The 16,881-nt window shown below is 42.1% G+C and carries 17 protein-coding genes and 4 pseudogenes; 7 read left to right on the top strand and 14 right to left on the bottom strand.

Annotated features, from left to right (window positions below; genetic code table 11):
- Window positions 1-41: 41 nt before the first annotated feature.
- Window positions 42-209 (bottom strand): annotated as a pseudogene (locus tag FIS9605_RS45365) (ATPase); the annotation flags it as partial.
- On the opposite strand from FIS9605_RS45365, the gene FIS9605_RS0120265 reads away from it, so the two are divergent.
- From FIS9605_RS0120265 to FIS9605_RS41115, 4 genes and pseudogenes are all read left to right on the top strand, one after another.
- The gene (locus FIS9605_RS0120265) at window positions 199-564 is read left to right on the top strand and encodes a hypothetical protein (protein WP_197036093.1); all 366 of its coding nucleotides are present in this window, start codon (window positions 199-201) and stop codon (window positions 562-564) included. The pseudogene FIS9605_RS45365 and the gene FIS9605_RS0120265 overlap by 11 nt on opposite strands.
- A gap of 28 nt (window positions 565-592) precedes the next feature.
- The gene (locus FIS9605_RS44205) at window positions 593-895 is read left to right on the top strand and encodes a hypothetical protein (RefSeq protein WP_197036092.1); all 303 of its coding nucleotides are present in this window, start codon (window positions 593-595) and stop codon (window positions 893-895) included.
- Window positions 896-1,042: 147 nt separating this feature from the next.
- Window positions 1,043-1,459, top strand: a complete 417-nt coding sequence (locus tag FIS9605_RS0120255; protein WP_026734224.1) for a DUF4359 domain-containing protein — start codon at window positions 1,043-1,045, stop codon at window positions 1,457-1,459.
- 81 nt (window positions 1,460-1,540) lie between these two features.
- Window positions 1,541-1,675: pseudogene (locus FIS9605_RS41115) on the top strand (transposase); the annotation flags it as partial.
- A gap of 67 nt (window positions 1,676-1,742) precedes the next feature.
- On the opposite strand, the gene FIS9605_RS44200 reads toward FIS9605_RS41115, so the two are convergent.
- From FIS9605_RS44200 to FIS9605_RS0120230, 5 genes are all read right to left on the bottom strand, one after another.
- Complete coding sequence (locus tag FIS9605_RS44200; RefSeq protein WP_197036091.1) at window positions 1,743-1,892, bottom strand: hypothetical protein; 150 nt, start codon at window positions 1,890-1,892, stop codon at window positions 1,743-1,745.
- Window positions 1,893-2,444: 552 nt separating this feature from the next.
- On the bottom strand, window positions 2,445-3,524 hold the full coding sequence (locus tag FIS9605_RS0120245; RefSeq protein WP_026734222.1) for an ATP-dependent 6-phosphofructokinase: 1,080 nt from the start codon (window positions 3,522-3,524) through the stop codon (window positions 2,445-2,447).
- Between the two features lie 343 nt (window positions 3,525-3,867).
- Window positions 3,868-5,163 (bottom strand): adenylosuccinate lyase, encoded by a 1,296-nt coding sequence (gene purB, locus FIS9605_RS0120240; RefSeq protein ID WP_026734221.1) that lies wholly within the window; start codon window positions 5,161-5,163, stop codon window positions 3,868-3,870.
- 140 nt (window positions 5,164-5,303) lie between these two features.
- The gene (locus tag FIS9605_RS0120235) at window positions 5,304-6,317 is read right to left on the bottom strand and encodes a YihY/virulence factor BrkB family protein (protein WP_026734220.1); all 1,014 of its coding nucleotides are present in this window, start codon (window positions 6,315-6,317) and stop codon (window positions 5,304-5,306) included.
- Between the two features lie 309 nt (window positions 6,318-6,626).
- A complete protein-coding gene (locus FIS9605_RS0120230) occupies window positions 6,627-7,034 on the bottom strand; it encodes a PPC domain-containing DNA-binding protein (RefSeq protein WP_026734219.1) in 408 nt (135 codons plus the stop codon).
- Window positions 7,035-7,238: 204 nt separating this feature from the next.
- Between FIS9605_RS0120230 and FIS9605_RS0120225 the strand changes: the two genes are divergently transcribed.
- Window positions 7,239-9,698, top strand: a complete 2,460-nt coding sequence (locus tag FIS9605_RS0120225) for a dynamin-like GTPase family protein (RefSeq protein WP_026734218.1) — start codon at window positions 7,239-7,241, stop codon at window positions 9,696-9,698.
- 231 nt (window positions 9,699-9,929) lie between these two features.
- The gene (locus tag FIS9605_RS37615; RefSeq protein WP_035140072.1) at window positions 9,930-10,343 is read left to right on the top strand and encodes a KGK domain-containing protein; all 414 of its coding nucleotides are present in this window, start codon (window positions 9,930-9,932) and stop codon (window positions 10,341-10,343) included.
- Window positions 10,344-10,425: 82 nt separating this feature from the next.
- On the opposite strand, the gene FIS9605_RS0120215 is transcribed toward FIS9605_RS37615, so the two are convergent.
- Together FIS9605_RS0120215 and FIS9605_RS46670 are read right to left on the bottom strand one after the other, a co-directional pair.
- Entirely contained in the window at window positions 10,426-10,788 is a 363-nt protein-coding gene (locus FIS9605_RS0120215; RefSeq protein WP_026734217.1) for a hypothetical protein, read from the bottom strand.
- Window positions 10,789-10,896: 108 nt separating this feature from the next.
- A pseudogene (locus FIS9605_RS46670) lies at window positions 10,897-11,078 on the bottom strand (IS982 family transposase); the annotation flags it as partial.
- Window positions 11,079-11,256: 178 nt separating this feature from the next.
- Here FIS9605_RS46670 and FIS9605_RS46665 point away from each other — a divergent pair.
- On the top strand, window positions 11,257-11,448 hold the full coding sequence (locus tag FIS9605_RS46665) for a hypothetical protein (protein ID WP_442854725.1): 192 nt from the start codon (window positions 11,257-11,259) through the stop codon (window positions 11,446-11,448).
- On the opposite strand, the pseudogene FIS9605_RS46660 reads toward FIS9605_RS46665, so the two are convergent.
- The 6 genes and pseudogenes from FIS9605_RS46660 to FIS9605_RS0120185 all read right to left on the bottom strand — a co-directional run.
- Window positions 11,393-11,708, bottom strand: a pseudogene (locus tag FIS9605_RS46660) (IS982 family transposase); the annotation flags it as partial. The gene FIS9605_RS46665 and the pseudogene FIS9605_RS46660 overlap by 56 nt on opposite strands.
- A gap of 153 nt (window positions 11,709-11,861) precedes the next feature.
- Window positions 11,862-13,082: an LL-diaminopimelate aminotransferase gene (locus FIS9605_RS0120205; protein ID WP_026734216.1), complete on the bottom strand. Its 1,221-nt coding sequence runs from the start codon at window positions 13,080-13,082 to the stop codon at window positions 11,862-11,864.
- A 90-nt stretch (window positions 13,083-13,172) separates the two neighbouring features.
- Window positions 13,173-13,502: a thioredoxin family protein gene (locus FIS9605_RS0120200; protein WP_026734215.1), complete on the bottom strand. Its 330-nt coding sequence runs from the start codon at window positions 13,500-13,502 to the stop codon at window positions 13,173-13,175.
- A gap of 202 nt (window positions 13,503-13,704) precedes the next feature.
- Window positions 13,705-14,481 (bottom strand): PspA/IM30 family protein, encoded by a 777-nt coding sequence (locus tag FIS9605_RS0120195; RefSeq protein WP_026734214.1) that lies wholly within the window; start codon window positions 14,479-14,481, stop codon window positions 13,705-13,707.
- A gap of 245 nt (window positions 14,482-14,726) precedes the next feature.
- Window positions 14,727-15,431, bottom strand: coding sequence for a PspA/IM30 family protein (locus FIS9605_RS0120190; RefSeq protein WP_026734213.1), 705 nt, complete (start codon window positions 15,429-15,431; stop codon window positions 14,727-14,729).
- Window positions 15,432-15,515: 84 nt separating this feature from the next.
- Window positions 15,516-16,793, bottom strand: a complete 1,278-nt coding sequence (locus FIS9605_RS0120185; RefSeq protein ID WP_026734212.1) for a hypothetical protein — start codon at window positions 16,791-16,793, stop codon at window positions 15,516-15,518.
- Window positions 16,794-16,881: the final 88 nt, after the last annotated feature.

The following is a 16,881-nucleotide window of genomic DNA, read 5'->3' as shown; positions in this document are numbered from 1 at the left end:
ATTTAGTCGAGCCGATTGTGTAAGGTGCGATCGCCTCAAAATTACCATTCCCCTGCTAACCTCTTCAAAGCCAACAAACTCGCACCATAAGCAGGTTCATATCTTGGTACAATAACTTTTGTAGAAGGAAATTTAGTCACAATAGATGCTGCAAATCTTTCATGGATATTGCATTTACTTCGCCACACACTTCCAGTTGTGACTATTTCAAAATTCAATAAATTTTCTCCAATCATTTTGTTGATCGTTTCTTGCTGTTTTGGTTCAGGCAGTATCCCGATCGCCCTTTTAATCGAAAGATTAGAAATAGAACAGATTATACTGGAGTTAGTGCAGACTAAAAATTTAACAGCTGCTCGGCAGTTTCTGGGAAAACTGCGAGATGTACTAGAGTCCATTGCTACTGAAGCGGCTAAAGACTTGCCCCAATTTGAGTGGAAATTAGCTCAACAGCAAGCAAATGTTAATAACTTTAAAACACAAACTATTCCCAATCTCCAGCAGCTTCTGCACCAGCAGCGCTCTTGGCTAGATAACCTTGTCAATGGCAAAAACACAGTTTAACAATCACTTTCGATATTGAAAAAGCTGATTGGCAATACCTGAACTACTTGAAGCAACTGTTGCGTGCCTGGCTTTGGCACAAGATACACAATGCCGTTTTGAAAACATTGACGCAGCTATAAGTAGCTGTGGAGCAATTGGTAACACAGACTCAACAAGCAGAAACAACCACGATCGCCCTCCGCAATTAATTCCTGCAAGATGTAGAGCAAGTTGCTGTTTTAATGGATTAGTTTGCTGCGTAATGCCTCAGACTTACAAACCTACTATCAGTAAACCAATAAGTTTTCTCTCAAGGGCGATCGCGAAAGTCACGAGTTTATCTAGTTGAAAGACAGTTGCGATACCGAAAACGGTGTCAACCCGATCCGTCTAGGCAGTAACCCAGTTTTTTTGATGACGAGGTAGCCACTTTGCTACGACAGCAACTCGAATGGTGGCAACAAAATTCCGTTCCAGAAGCAATGGAGTGGTCATTATGAACACTAAGGAACAATACTCAACCTCCTTGGATTTGAATCATCCGCTACCTCAGCAAGCGCCTTTGCACAAACCGTCCGTACGAATTCTTCCTATCATCGGTTTGCTACTGATTCCTTTATTTCTTGCACTCACCAATCCTTCTCAAAAAGGCTATGAAGAATACGTTGTGTGGAAATTGAAGCAGACAACATGCAAGCAAAAATCTCTTAAGCCAGAAACACAGTTGTCTTGTGCATTCTTATCGAATTTCCCGTACAATTTCTCCGCACGAGCGCTGAGCGGTTATATTCGTCGCGAAAACTATCTATTTTTCAGTATATATACTACTGATGCTTTTGGTTTGAGAGATCGCAGTGTTGGGATATCCGGGCATTACTTTGACTGGAATTTCCCAGTAATTGTATTTAGGTAAACTCAGTCGAGTTCCAATGAACTACCTACGCACTCCGATAGCCGCTACGTGCGAGGTTTCTGACGTTTCTTCTGCAAGGAGTTCAAATCACACATTGACAAACACTATTGGAAGCCTGTTTTTTGGTCAAGCTCATATTTTGTGAATTCTAGTGGCGGAGTATCGCTTGATGTGCTGAAGAAATATATCAAGCAGCAAGACTCTCTGCCTAGTTGATTAGATTCTGCCCAAGATTCATCCCCAGGTGTAGTTTACGGAACCTGGGGACTTCCCGCAAGGAAGGTTAAATAATAAAGTGGACGCGAATTCCTGACTGAATGAGAGTTTGGCAGAGTTTTTGCGCTTTGCGAGCGTGCGATCGCAAAGTGCTCTCGATCGGGCAAATTTTATTATACTCTGTCCATAAATAATTCCGGCGCGCCTCGTCTTTCAATTTTCGCTCCTGTGAGGTGGATGGGTATGTGAGTTTAGGTGGCTTGCTTTTTCGTAACCGAGACCGCCAAGACCGAGAACCGCAAGGAATGCGAGAAGTATCAAAAATATGCTGTTATCGGGCTTCTGTTCAGGTTCAGGTTTCTTTGGCTCTACTTTCTTGCACGTACATTGCCACTCTTCAGCCATAAGCCATCTCCTCTGATTTTTTGTTGGTAGATGAAAATTTAGAACTAGGCCTAATACCAGAGAGCTTGCCATGAAACTCCAAGCGCAGATGTAAAGTTCCGATTTTATGCCCCCTCAGTCTCTTCACACATGCATGAGCCTATTTTATGAGGGGTTTCAAGAATACACAGTACCCTTGGAGGGTACTTTTTTCGCTTTCAAGGGCTAACCTAAAGAGTTTTTAAGTATCAATTGTTACTTAAAACTATGACATTGCTTTAGTTTTTGTTGATACTGAGCTTAGAGTCCCTCTTTCCTCCGGGTTTGGTGATTGTCAAACATCTGTCAACAGTAGGGATGTTGCAGTGCAACAACTTTACAAATGTCAATCTCCCAAATAAATACCCAAACCACGCGCAGTTTTGACTAAAGTATCCTCTGGGTTAACAGCTCTATACTGAGCGATCGCCTCAGCAATTGGCACACTGACAACCTGGCGATTTTGCCATGTCACCATGTAGTCATATTTAGCTTCGGCGATGAGATTTACCGCTGCTACACCAAAGGCAGCAGCTACGAGTCGATCTAGTGGTGAAGCAGTTCCACCCCGTTGGATGTGTCCTAACACTGTGACTCGCGTTTCCGTACCAGTGCGATCGCTAATTTGGTCGGCTAAGTATTGACCAATACCACCATATCGAGATTGACCCAAACGATTTGTCATTGTGAGAGTTTCACCGTCTTGAGTACGAACTGCCTCAGAAACAATAATTAAACAATAGTTCTTGCCTTTGTCTTGGCGCTGTTTAATTTGGGAGCAAATGTGGTCAATCGTGTAAGGAATTTCTGGAATTAAAATCACATCTGCTCCCCCAGCAATTCCCGCAGCAATGGCAATGTGTCCGGCATCACGACCCATCACTTCTAAAATCATGACTCGACTGTGAGAAGCAGCGGTAAAATGTAACCTATCGAGTGCTTCTGTGGCAATATTAACTGCCGTATCAAAACCGATGGCATGTTCGGTAATGCCAATATCATTATCAATCGTTTTGGGAATACCCACTAAATTAATACCGCCTTGTTGTGCCAAGCGACGCAAAATAGCCAAGCTACCATCGCCACCAATCCCAATCAAAGCATCTAAACCTAGTTGATGGTAGCCAGCAATAATTTCTTCGGAGCGATCGCATACACTGCCATCAGGCATAGGAAAAGCAAAAGGATCGCCTGTGTTGGTGGTTCCTAACATTGTTCCACCAGAAGTTAGTAGCGGATCAACTAAGTCGATTTCCAGTTTGGTGACTTGCGGTGGACGCGCCATTAATCCCAGAGTTGCTTGACGAATTCCCAGTACTTCCCAACCTTGGACACAAGCACAATGGACAACAGCTCTTATAACCGCATTCAAACCAGAGCAATCTCCTCCACTAGTAAGAATGCCAATACGCTTGCATTTTCCCATATATTTTTTAACGTTTCAAACGTGAAATATATTTAGTAGTAGATTAAACGATTAGCAGCATTCAATAGCTGAAAAATCCACAGTGATTTTATACCGTTTCACTATAAGTCTGATACATTTGGCGGGGAGACAAGGAGGACACGCTAGGGACTGGGGACTAGGGATTAGGGCATAGGGCAAGGGGCAAAGGAACTGGAAAAGTAAAAAGTAAAAAGGTAAAAGAAAAAATTCTTTCTTTTTACTTTTAGCTTTTAACCCTTCGCTGCGCTCGAGGGCATGCTTTTGACTTATTTTTACCCAATTCCTAATCCCCGATCCCTTTTACGAATTTTGTGAAATGGTATTAGATTCCTAGTCTTTGGTAAACCTGTTCTAAATGCCGCAGATGGTTTTGCGGATCAAAACATGCTTCGATTTCGGCTGGTGACAATTTTTCGGTGACGCGCGGGTCTTTGCTAATCAAGTCACGAAAATTGCCTTCTGGCTGGTTCCAAGCTGTGTGTGCGTTTTCTTGCACAATTTTATATGCTTCCTCGCGGGTAATTCCCTTTTCTACCAACGCGAGTAGAACTCTTTGACTAAACACAACGCCGCCATAGACGTTCATGTTCCGCGCCATGTTCTCTGGATAAACCAGCAGGTTCTGCACTAGGTCGGTTGTCTCCAATAGCATAAAATGCGTCAAAATGCAAGCATCAGGCAAAATCACTCGTTCTACAGAACTGTGAGAGATGTCCCGCTCATGCCAGAGGGCAACATTTTCCAAAGCTGCTACGGCATGACCTCTAATAATTCTGGCCATGCCTGTGAGTCTTTCAGAACGGATGGGGTTGCGCTTGTGGGGCATTGCCGAGGAGCCTTTTTGCCCCTTAGCAAAGAATTCTTCTACTTCCAAAACATCGGTTTTTTGCAGGTTACGAATTTCAACGGCAAAGCGTTCTATGGAGGCTGCAACTAAAGCTAATTGTTGCACGAAATCGGCATGGCGATCGCGTGATATTACCTGTGTCGATGCAGCATCTGGTTGGAGTCCGAGTTTTTGGCAAGCGATCGCTTCCACACGCGGTTCAATATTGGCATAGGTTCCCACTGCACCGGAAATCTTACCAACAGCAATAGTTCGCCGCAGAATTTGCAGGCGTTCTTGATGGCGCAATACCTCTGCCAACCATCCCGCTAGCTTAAAACCAAAGGTGATGGGTTCGGCGTGAATACCATGAGAACGTCCGATCATCACTGTGTAACGATGTTCTTTGGCCTTTTGACGAATCGCATCAATTAATGCTTGCAGATGTTGCAACAATAAATCTAGACTAGCAACGAGTTGCAATGCTAAAGCTGTATCCAACACATCGGAACTGGTTAAACCCAAGTGAATGTAGCGTCCAGCATCGCCTACATATTCATTGACATTTGTCAAAAAAGCAATGACATCGTGACGGACTTCAGCCTCAATTTCCAATACCCTTTGGGGGTCAAAATTCGCCTTTGCCTTAATTTCCTCAACCGCCTCGGCTGGAATGTAACCTAATTCCGCCTGCGCCTCACAAACAGCGATTTCTACTTGCAACCAGGTTTTGAATTTATATGCTTCCGTCCACAAATTGCCCATCTCGGGCAAGGTATAACGCTCAATCACAGTCCGCCACAGAGTACAACCGTCATATTGTACTGTAGCCTGTAGGTCAACAACCTTCTGTAGGGGAAAAGGTTAAAGGGAAATGGAGAAAGGTTTCTCAATTGTTATCCCTTCCCCTTTGGCTGACTTCTGCAAGAAGTTTAGCGGCGATTTTTTGGTTTCCTTTTTAAGCGTTTAGCACCAGCAAAGCGCCGCAGAGAGCTAGCGATCGATTCGGAGGAAGATGTTTGAGTATTGGTGGTGCTATTTGCTTTCATTCCTTGTTGCAGGCGATCGCTCTCACTCAAAGGCATGGCATAATCAGCTGGGACAATACGAGAACCGTATCTGCGAGCATAAACTTGGGTAAATTCTGCTCCGAAAAATAATATCTGAGCAGCATAATAAACCCAAACAAGGATAACCACTATTGAACCAGCTGCTCCGTAGGTAGAGCCAAAAGTAGCATTACCCAGATAATGTCCCAGTGCATACCTACCGATGGAGAACAACAACGAGGTAATCGCAGCTCCAATTAAAACATCTTTCCAAGTAATTTTGGCATCCGGCAAAACCTTGAAAATTAACCCGAATAGCACCGTGGTAATGGCAAAACCAAGGAAAAAGTTGACAAACTGCCAAAGAAAATCAACACCTGGTAATAGATTTTGAAAATAGTTAATCAGCGCTGCCAGTACCGTACTAATCACCAGGGATACTAGCAATAAAAAGCCAATCGCCAGAATCATCGCAAACGATAAAAAGCGTTGGCGAACCATGTTTTTCATGGCTTTTCCTGGTTTGGGTTGCACTTCCCAAATAGTATTGAGAGCATCTTGTAACTCTGTGAATAAACCAGTAGCACCAAAAATCAAAACAACAATACTAATAAGTGAAGCGATAGTCCCTGCTTGCGGCCGGCTAGCATTTGCAATTGCATTTTGAATAACTTTTGCGCCTTCAGGGCCAATTAAACCTTGAAGTTGGTTGAAAATTGCGTTACTTGCCGCTGCTTCCCCAAATACCGCACCGGCGATCGCAATTACAATAATCAGCAATGGAGCAATAGAAAAAATCGTGTAATAAGCTAATGCAGCCGCCAACCGCGACGCTTTATCTTTTTGCCATTCACTAAATGTTTCTTGGAACAGTCCCCAAACCGCTTTTAAATTCATTGAATAAGTCTCCTTTACCAGGATGCTTGCTTTGACCTCCCGATTTGATTGATACTAAATTTGTGGAATGCTCCACATCTTCCTCAAGATGTTCATGCAGTATCCGACAGATAGAATTACATCCAGAACCATTGCTTGGATTGACAAGTCATCAAGCACGATAAGCAATGTCAAGGATTAAACATCCCACTAACTGTCGCGGTACTGTTAGCCCAAATGATATATTTCATCATTGGCAAAATTGGGATACTTAGTATGCAGCAGCTTTTGCTTTCATTTACCTATTACCGATTACCAACCTTATTAAATTCACGTTAGACGTAAATTTGGAATAATTTCTAATTCTTTATAGCCTGTTTGTTCGTCAATGGTTCTGAGAAAAGTAAAATCTTCTGCGATCCCAATGACTATTTCAGCTGTTGTGTAGATAATACATCCATCATCAAGATGTCCGCCGATAGTTTTGCCTTGTTGATCGGCAATGGCAATGTGAAGATGAACGCCTGTGTTTGCAATTGTACCGTTAAGAGAAAGTATTTCAAATTTATCGGTTAATACTGTACTAATTTCCTGATTGGCAAAACGAATAGTTGCTTGTTTGAGGCTGCCAATTGCAGTTAAGATAAATCCAGCTTTGATATTTTGATTGAGTGCGAAGTTTTTTAAAGTTTGTCTTAAATCTTCGTTAGGTTTGAGCCTAATAGCAACAACATTCATAGGTTCTTTACAAATCTTTTGATTTCTAATAGTAATTTTGCTTATAAAAATATTGCATTTAGTGTATTCTTTAGTTACAAGCATATCATCTGAGTAAGACAAAATCTTGGAAATTTCTTAGTAAGATTACTGAAGCTATAGAGCAATTAAAAGCCATAAAATATACGTAAAAGCTTTAACAGTAATATTTATAAATTGCTCTATATGGTAGCTTTGCCGCCCCAATGCCAAAATTTGAAAGAACAAGTCGAGTTGTTATTACAACTTTTACAGCAAGAACCATCTTTGCGATCGCATGACATTACACCAATACAAACATCTCTTGGTAAAGCAATATCTCCGAAGTTTGAAATTGTGTTTGCAGGTGCGTTTAGTGCGGGTAAGTCAATGCTAATTAATGCATTGCTGGAAAGAGAATTGTTGTATAGTGCAGAGGGACACGCTACAGGCACAGAATGCAAAATTGAATATGCACAACCAGATCAAGAACGAGTTGTTTTAACATTTTTGAGTGAAGCGGAAATTCGAGAACAAGCGGTTTCTCTATGTCAGCAGTTAGGATTTACAACAATAGCCAATATCAACCAAGTGGAAGTTATCAATCTGCTGCGTCAAGGATGCGAAACCATTATTCAGCAAGAAGGCGGCGAGAGTAAATCGGAACGGGCGAAACAGGCGAAGGCATTGATGCTGCTGCTGGAAGGGTATGTGACAAACCGCCAACACATCCACACGGTAAATAATGCCACATACTCAATGGAGCAATTTAACTTTACCAATCTCAAGGAAGCTGCTAGTTATGCACGGCGTGGTAGCAATAGCGCAGTTTTGAAGCGAATTGAATATTATTGCCATCATCCCTTGTTGCAGGATGGCAATGTAATTATAGACACTCCAGGAATTGATGCACCAGTAGAGAAGGATGCACAACTAACTTACGCCAAAATTCAACATCAGGATACTTCGGTGGTGGTATGTGTGCTGAAACCTGCGTCAGCGGGTGACATGACGAAGGAAGAAACGGAACTTTTAGAGATGATGCAGGAAAATGGGGGAATACGCGATCGCGTTTTCTACGTCTTCAATCGCATTGATGAAACTTGGTACAACACTCAGCTACACCAACGTCTGGATGATTTGATTAGCAACCAGTTTCGGGATACAAGCAGGGTTTATAAAACCAGTGGCTTGCTAGGTTTTTACGGCAGTCAAATCAAAAATACCAGTGGCAACGATCGGTTTAGGTTAGACTGTGTGTTTTCCGAGAGTGTCAAAGGTTGGGATGAAAGAGAAGAAACACCGCAGTTTGTAAATGAGTTTCTGCGTTACTGTGCTAACTCCGGTAAGTTGTTACCTAGTAAGTTTCGCATTTCTGTTAATAGCTATGAAACTCCAAATGAAAACTATGTGCGGATTTTAGCAGAACAAGGAATGCCACTAATTAACCAGCTAATTCGAGACAGCGGCATTGAAGAATTTAGGACTGCTATTACCCGTTATCTTACTGAAGAAAAGCGTCCGCAATTATTTAAAAATCTCGCTAATGATTTAGAAGATATTTGCATTCAACTCAAGAAAAACTATCAGGTATTACAACGAAATTTAGACAGTCAACCCCGCCAAATCGAGGCAATGAAAGCGCAGGAGTTACAACGCCTCAACCAGCAACTACAGCAAGTAGGTAACGATTTTCGTCTGCACATTACTGAAGAAGTTAACAAAGTAGTAACAAACGGAAGTGAATATTTTGAGGCAGATTTTCGCGATCTAAAATCAAGGATGATTAGCCGTTTGGATGAGTTGCTAAACACCTTTTCTGTTGCTAATGCTTATAGCCGTGCAACTTTGAGTCATTCCCGCAATGCGACTGCACCTTTAATTGCCATTTTAGTAGAGGCGCTTTATTATTTAGCGAATCAGTTAGAAGATATTTTAGTCGAGTCTTGCCAGGAAGTAGTTGCAAATTTCTTCCAGCGTTTGATTGAGAAGATTTGCAAGTCAGATTACTATCGCCAATTGTATCGCTTGTTGGGTAACGATGGCGGGATTGAGCAAGAGTTGCAAGCGCTAGAAAAAGTAGTTTCACTGAGTTTGGTGAATGAGGCGCGGGTAGAGTGCGATCGCTTTGTTCGAGAAAGTCCCAGATTTTATGATGAAGGGACTTTTTCTATATATCAATTTCGGCAAATATTGCAGCAAACCTCCCAAGCTTACGACTGCGAAAGCATAGTAGAAGCAGAACCTGCAATTAGGCAGTTGTTAAAGTTAGATTTTGAACCGAAAGTTTCCCAAACCATCCGCAAAACTTTTCGTCAAACCATCAACCAAACTCTCAAAACCCAGTTATTACTGATGGCAGATAAACAAGCAGATGAAATTTTGCAGCAGTATTCCCAGGCACGTGCTTATTTAGAAAAAACATTACAACAAGAAGCTGAGGAAAAGATTGTTAATAATCAGCGATTGTTGAGTGAGGTAGAGCAAAAAATTGCGACTTATAATCAAGCTGTTAGTTCTATTAATAGTTGTTTGCAAGCAATGAGTTTATATGATCATTTACTGCCTGTGATTGGTATATCTGATGTTATTCCAATAGCTGAGAAGCATGAAGTAATTGTTAGTAATGGTGTTGTTAGTTTATCTCAATCATTGTATACTGCATAGTCTATTGTCTTTATAGTAAAGTAACGTTGAATCTGTGTTTATCTGTATGCATCTGTGGCCGTTCTTTTAAGAACCACAAATAGCACAAAGCTAAGAATATAAAATGAGGTAAATTTATAAATCAATTTTTATATAAATCAGCTAATAAATATCCAATAAATGTATTATTTGTTATTTGATTTGACTCATTAGCAATGCTAATATAACCCATTTACCAAAAAGGTGCATTATATGTTTCTACCAAACAAATTTCAGCAACTGAATAGCGAAAATGATGTGCTTTTATTAGATAATGCTAAATTTAAAGTCACTCAAATGAAAGACAAAATCATTCAAGATTTTTTACCAAAAGCTAATGATTTAAACTTTGGCAGTCACAATTCATTGATAAAAAAATATTTCAAAGAAGTCAATACCCAGGGAATATTTAATCGAGTAGAATGGAAATTTTTACTCAAACCAGGAATTCAATGTGAGCTTCTAACGATAGGTAATAATTGCAGACAAAAAGGTAAACTTCAAATTAAAGTTAGTTTACACTTTTTATCATTACCTAATTCATTAAAAAATCAAAATAGCACAAATTACAAAAATTTTGATATAAATGTTTCGCTTGACTTTTGCCCAGAAGCACCTGAAGTTTAATACAAATTTTAACGAAAAAATTCTTTGTATTCGTACAAAGCGGTAGTCATCCGTCATGTGATTGTGTCTGAATGTGTGATTTTTACTCTGCTTCGTTTTCAAGCAGAATAGTATTGAGAAAATTCAATTCACTGGATGCCATAAAGTAGCGATCGCTAAAAACTATTTCTAATTGTGTAAAAATCCGTCTACCTGCCACAGCTACCCAAGGAAATGTTCGGTAGTGAGGTACTACGGGTATGATTAAGCCTTGAGGAGTTAGGGAGCGTCCTAGCGCACTTCTCCAAGCTTGCGGATCTTCTAATACCTGTTGGCGGATGTCATCTTCTGATTGTTCATTCCAGAAATGGGGATAGTCTAGAGGTAAGCCAATAACTATGTTTTTAGTTTTCAATGCCTGATGTGTGGAAGATTCAATTACAAATCCTTCTTGTTCCCGACTCAATAGTTTATACAGTTCGTTGGCAGGAAGTTTGAGTTTTGAGGGAAATTTGAACTTCTTGCTTTCGGCAATTTCTTTTAGAGATCCTAAAAGAACGTGAGTTCGACAGGACTAAAAAATGGCAGGAGGTAGAGCAGGCAAATCTTTTGGATAAAATGTCAATGGCAGGTTTTTTGGGCAAATAGGTATAAGCCGCGCTCATCAGCCATTAAATTCACCAAAAAGTTAAATGGACTACGATGACGATCTGGTTCGATTTGACAAATATTTTTGAGATGGTCATAGACCGACTCGCTTAAACGCACGTTTACGTAGTTGATGGTAATTGTGGTATTTGCTGCCAAAGGTTTTCCCATGAGGAGCAAAAATCATCTACATCGCAGAAAATTTGTGTGATGTCGAGGCGAGATACAATAGTAGACATAGCCGAAACCTTGATTTTTCTTAGATATTTTTAGTTTCGGCATTTTTTTGTCACTTTTTACCTCTTCTCAATTAATCGTCGTGCTCGTCTGCGCCACTGTGCGCGATCGCTGCCGTGAATCCCAGTTGAGCAATTCTTACATAGCAAGCTTTTTGCCCCTTCCTATCCGTCGAACTCACGTTAACAACACAACAGCATCAAACACCACGGCATTAATGCAACAAATCTACTGTAGCTAACCAAGTTTGGAAAAGCTCCACGCCAACCAGGCAGTACATGCAACGTATAGAACTCCTTGAAAGTCTTATAACCACTGCCATGAAATGCGCGGAGCGATAGTTATGACCTCGCTGATGTGCATCCTGGAGCTACTGCGGCGTTCACCGCTCATTAACGGTAGCTGAGGTACTTGTTGCCACATCTTCTCCCATGAGGAGCAAAAATCATCTACATCGCAAAAAATCTGTGTCACATCCAACCGAGATACAATATTTTCCATTGCTGAGACATCATGCGTATTTTTTATCCAAATACAGTCTCAGCTTTTTTTTGTACATTTTTCAACCCGTCGAACTCACGTTGAATTAGAGGGTTTACGCTGGTCTAGAAAACTCAGAAGGCGATCGCGTGCAGCTACATAGCCATCCCATAGCTACAAAAACTCCGCAATTCTCCGTACAGCAGTTTCTAATACGGGTGGCTCATGCACTAAGGCAAAGCGGACATAGCCTTCCCCGAATTTGCCAAAACCAGCACCAGGTGACGCTGCTACTCCTGTTTTTTCGACTAGTTGAGTACAGAATTCTACAGAATCTTGGCTCCAAGGTTCTGGTAACTTTGCCCAAACGTACATTGTGGCTTTAGGTTTGGGAAGTTGCCAACCAATGCGATGTAAAGCATTAACAAAGACATCCCGGCGTTGGCGGAAGGTATTGACAGCTGTTTTGACGCCATCTTGCGGCCCGCTGAGGGCTGCGATCGCCCCATTTAAAATTCCGCGATACTGATTAAAATCAACTGCTGCTTTGACTTGACGCAAAGCACGGATTAACTCAGCATTCCCAATGGCATAACCGATGCGGAAGCCGCCCATATTATAGGACTTGGAAAGAGTAAAAAATTCAATTGAAACGGTTTTATCTGGATCGGCTTGGAGAATTGAGGGAGCAAGCGATTGGGGATTGGGGATTGGGGATGGGGGATTGGGAAGATTTTTATCCCAGTCCCCGATTTCCTCGAATACTAAATCAACGTAGGGGAAATCGTGAACCAGGACGAGATTGTGTTGCTGACAAAATGCAACAGCTGCTTGGAAAAAGGATAATGGTGCGATCGCGCTAGTAGGATTGTGTGGGTAGCTTAACACCATCATCCGCGCTTGTGCCAAGACATGTACGGGAATATCAGCAAAAACTGGTAAAAAATCGTTTTCCGCTAGTAGTGGCATTGGGTAAATTTGACCACTAGCTAAGTAAACTCCGCCTGCATGGGAGGGATAACCCGGATCGAGTAACAGGGCAAAATCTCCTGGGTTAAGAACTGCTAGTGGTAAATGGGCAGTGCCTTCTTGAGAGCCGATTAGCGGTAGCACCTCTGTTTCTGGATCTACGGAAATGCCGAATTTTTGCTCGTACCATTGGGCTGCTGCTTTGCGAAATGCTTGCGTACCGTGAAACAGTAAGTAGCCGTGGGTACTCGGATCGTAGAGAGACTGAGCGATCGCTTCGATCGCGTGTGCTGCGGCTGGCAGATCCGAAGATCCCAGCGATAAATCTATCAATTGCTGTCCAGCAGCCAAAGCTTTTGCCTTGGCTCTGTCCATATCAGCAAATACATTTGATTGTAGGGGTTGTAAACGTTTGGCAAATTGCATTTTAGTCAATGGTCAATAGTCAATAGTCAAGGGTCAAGGGTCAAAAAGTGTTTGACTTTGGACTTTTGACTCTGGACTCTGGACTATTGACTAGTTTAAGTGAGTATCTAAGAGGTTAACTAATTTGTCTTTACCAATGACTCCTTCAGTGGATGCTAATATTTTGTCTCCTTGAATGAGCCTGAGGGCAGGTACTCCTTCTACCTGGTATTGTTTGACGGTGACTGGATTCGGATCGATTTCCATTTTCACCACTTTTAGGCGATCGCTGTAGGTATTGGCAGCAAAGTTTACCATTGGGGACATTAATGTACAAGGACCGCACCAAGAAGCCCAAAAGTAAACCAATACTGGCACCTCAGCTTTTAATACTTCGGTTTCAAACTCAGCATCAGTTATAACTTTTACACCCTTATTCATTTCAGTCTCCATCAGGTGGTATCGTTTTCGGTTGACACACAAATTACTCTATCCCAAAGTAGTCAATCGTCCATAGCAAGCGATCAATAGTTATTTTTCACTATTAACCATTAATAATAATTAATAATTAACTATTGACAAATGACGCAAAATCCCACAACCAACAGGTGTGGGATTAGTTTCCAAAGGTGTTATCAAAGTATTACATTTGATCCAATTGCTTGCGTAGCGAGTCCAACTCGGCGTCAACCACTTCATTATTGACTTTAGGAGTGGTTCTTTGTTCGGGTGGCAGTTGGGGTTGATTTGATGTACCACCTGGTAGGGACATTTGGGCTTTCAGTGCTGCCAATTCATCGTCAACATCACTACTAGCTTCTAAAGCTGCAAATTGGTGTTCCAAATCTGCACCAGCCAATTCGCCTGCTGATTGGGCACGAGCTTCTTGCATCAAGACTTTTTCTTCCATGCGCTCGAACGCTGCCATTGCCGAGGAGGTATTCATACCCCGCACCATGCCTTGGAGTTGCTCTTGGGCTTTGGCAGCAGTGATCCTGGCTTTGAGCATTTCTTTCTTGGTTTTAGCCTCAGAAATTTTGCTTTCCAGCTGGATTAAATTGCGCTTGAGGTTCTCAACTTGAGCGGTTTGCTGCTCTAGGCTGGCTTTGAGGGCAGTACCCGTCTCTGTAAAAGTTTTCTTGCGCTCCAGCGCTTGGCGTGCTAAATTTTCATCACCTTTTTGCAGGGCAAGTTGGGCATTGCGTTGCCACTTGTTGATTTCATTTTGCGCATCATTGTATTGTTTTTCAGTGCGTTTTTGGGCAGCGATCGCCTGAGCTACTCCCTGGCGTAGCTGTACCAAGTCTTCCTGCATTTCCAGGATGGCTTGTTCCAGCATTTTTTCAGGGTCTTCGGCTTTACTGACCATGTCGTTGAGGTTGGCGCTGACTACTCGCCGAATGCGATCAAATAATCCCATAACTTTGTTTTTCCTTTTGAGATTTACGCGCTTGGTTTGGCAGTTAGCTTTTTTACTGTTTTACAGCTACTTATTTCAATGTAATCCTTCCGGACTGTTTCAGTCCTGCTGTTCATTAGTAAATGAAGACAGGATATGGGAGGTAGTAGTTAAAACTACTAATCAATGACCAATGACCAATGACAAATGACCAATGACCCTTATTCTTAAGATATTCTTTCAACTTAGTAATTGACCAATCCGGCTTAATCCTCTGTCTTGGGTAATTGCTGTGGTATTGATTGCGTATTTTCCGTACCACTAGGTAGCTGTGCTTTCATTTGTAACAGTTCGGCATCAACACTAGCCTCTAATGTTGCAAACCGTTTTTCCAATTCATCTGTACCAGTAACTGCTATTGCTTCTTTTTGGGCTTCTAGTTGTTCAACTTTTTCTTCCATGCGCTCAAAGGCATTTAGACTACTTGTACCAGAAACACCTTCCAGCATTTCTTGAAGGCGCACGGCAGCTTCTGCTGAACGGGCGCGAGCAATATACATATCTTTTTTAGTTCTTAGTTCAGTAATTTTTAGCTCTAGGGAGCGCATATCCTTTTTCAGCCTAGCCACGACGTCGGTTTGTTCCTCAATCTGGCTAGAGAGGGCTTTAGCAGTTTCTTGGTAGGCACGGCGTTTACTAAGAGCTTCCCTTGCCAAAAGTTCGTTGCCTTGTTGTAAGGCTAATTGGGCACGACGATACCATTCTTCTGAAGCAGACTCGGCTTGCGCTGCCTGCCGTTCTGTGCGTTTTTGGCTAGCGATCGCTGCCGCTACCCCTTGGCGCAATTGCACCAGATCGTCCTGCATTTCCATCACGGTTTTTTCTAAAACCTTTTCTGGATCTTCTGCTGCCCCAATTAAACTGTTAATATTAGCACGAATTACCCGCCCGATCCGTTCGATCAGTCCCATATCGGCCCTCCATTTACTTTTCGCCAGTCAGCAACCAAGCCAAGCGTGAGTTTATGACCTCATCGTATCGTATTGTTTTGCCCCTTAAGGCTGCTGCACCTTGGCATTAATTCCCTTTGCCTGTAGCATTTGCATGTGTTGTTTGACTTGCTGTTTGGTCTTAAAAGCTCCTAGATAAATTAATTTGTTGTCAGATGCTAAATAAGCATCAGGAATTACCTGCCGTATTTTGGCAAACAATTCTACACTCTGATTATCTATAACGACATGATAAAATCCATCCGCCAAGGGTTTTATTTCTGCATCATCTAAATTTTGTGGACTAGGTGCAGGAGTAGGAGTTGGCTTGGTGGGGGTTGTAGTTGTAGCAATTGGCGGCATCGGGGCTGAGGTTGGCTGTACCTGCTGGGCAATAGTAGTTGTGGCAGGAATTGGGCTGGGTGTAGATGTCGCTATTGGCGTTAGTTTGGGTTTGGGTTGCAAACCAACTACATCATTGGGGTTTTTTACCTCTGGAAATTCGCTAGCAGCTAGATTGGGATTCTTGGGTATGGGTGTAAGTTCTGGTTCCGCTACAGTTTTGATATTGCTGTCTGCGCCTGTACCTTCAGTATTTGTGGCTGAGTCAAGAGTGTTTTTCTTAAACAAACCATTTAGACTCAAATGCGGTAAGCTTTTCGGATTAAACACTACATAGCCAAGAGTAAGACTTGACATCAATAGCAGCAGCATTGAGCCGATACCTAAAGGTGATAACAGACTGTCGCTGGAATTACTACGCTTGTTTGTTGGGGGTTGTTCTTCTGCTAGACTTCGTAGCAGTGCTTCTGATGATTCCAAATAATCATCAGGCGGCTTGGGGGTGCTATTTTGCGAGACAAGATTTTGACTTTTATTTTCCCCAATCGTTGCAGGCACAATACTGGCGGAATTAGGGATAGGTGTGGTTTGTTTTTTGTCTACAGCAGAGGTTGAGGGCATTTCGAGAGTGTGCTGTTGTGAGGAGTTTTCCTTCACTGTTGTTGGCACTTGCTCTTGGGTATTTGATTCCGATTCAGATATTGGTGGTGTCGTGCTTGGGAATAGTGGCAAAGAAATTTTTTCACTATTGTTTGCACTTGGTGCGTGCTGAGTTTTTACCTCTGTTGTGGCGATTGCAGTTAACTGTTGGAGTTTACCGCTCATCGAAATACCCAGACGGGGTTGTAATGATGTTTTATGTGTAAATCGGGTGCGTCGATAACGGGCTAGTTCTTGATCTAGTTCTACTTCTAAACTGGAGAGTGCTGCTGCAAGTGCTGGCTTTAACTCGGGTGTTTTGGAGGATTTTACACTCGAATCTACCAGAGGGTTTTGATTCATTGTCTATCTGCCTCAAACTTAGACTGCCGGATTATTCTCAAGTTAAAAGCTAACAGCTTTTCATCTTTTGGCTAAATAGCGATCGCCA

This window comes from Fischerella sp. PCC 9605 (assembly GCF_000517105.1).
Classification (GTDB): domain Bacteria; phylum Cyanobacteriota; class Cyanobacteriia; order Cyanobacteriales; family Nostocaceae; genus PCC9605.
Note: the sequence above shows the minus strand (reverse complement) of the source record. Positions and strands in the feature narration are given on the sequence as shown.

Bases quoted from the DNA above. Each gene is read 5' to 3' on its own strand.
- FIS9605_RS0120200 (WP_026734215.1), bottom strand. From the start codon at position 13,502: ATGAATAAGGGTGTAAAAGTTATAACTGATGCTGAGTTTGAAACCGAA.
- FIS9605_RS0120225 (WP_026734218.1), top strand. From the start codon at position 7,239: ATGGTAGCTTTGCCGCCCCAATGCCAAAATTTGAAAGAACAAGTCGAG.
- FIS9605_RS0120245 (WP_026734222.1), bottom strand. From the start codon at position 3,524: ATGGGAAAATGCAAGCGTATTGGCATTCTTACTAGTGGAGGAGATTGC.
- FIS9605_RS0120190 (WP_026734213.1), bottom strand. From the start codon at position 15,431: ATGGGACTGATCGAACGGATCGGGCGGGTAATTCGTGCTAATATTAAC.
- FIS9605_RS0120185 (WP_026734212.1), bottom strand. From the start codon at position 16,793: ATGAATCAAAACCCTCTGGTAGATTCGAGTGTAAAATCCTCCAAAACA.
- FIS9605_RS37615 (WP_035140072.1), top strand. From the start codon at position 9,930: ATGTTTCTACCAAACAAATTTCAGCAACTGAATAGCGAAAATGATGTG.
- FIS9605_RS0120235 (WP_026734220.1), bottom strand. From the start codon at position 6,317: ATGAATTTAAAAGCGGTTTGGGGACTGTTCCAAGAAACATTTAGTGAA.
- FIS9605_RS0120195 (WP_026734214.1), bottom strand. From the start codon at position 14,481: ATGGGATTATTTGATCGCATTCGGCGAGTAGTCAGCGCCAACCTCAAC.
- FIS9605_RS0120255 (WP_026734224.1), top strand. From the start codon at position 1,043: ATGAACACTAAGGAACAATACTCAACCTCCTTGGATTTGAATCATCCG.
- FIS9605_RS0120230 (WP_026734219.1), bottom strand. From the start codon at position 7,034: ATGAATGTTGTTGCTATTAGGCTCAAACCTAACGAAGATTTAAGACAA.
- FIS9605_RS0120205 (WP_026734216.1), bottom strand. From the start codon at position 13,082: ATGCAATTTGCCAAACGTTTACAACCCCTACAATCAAATGTATTTGCT.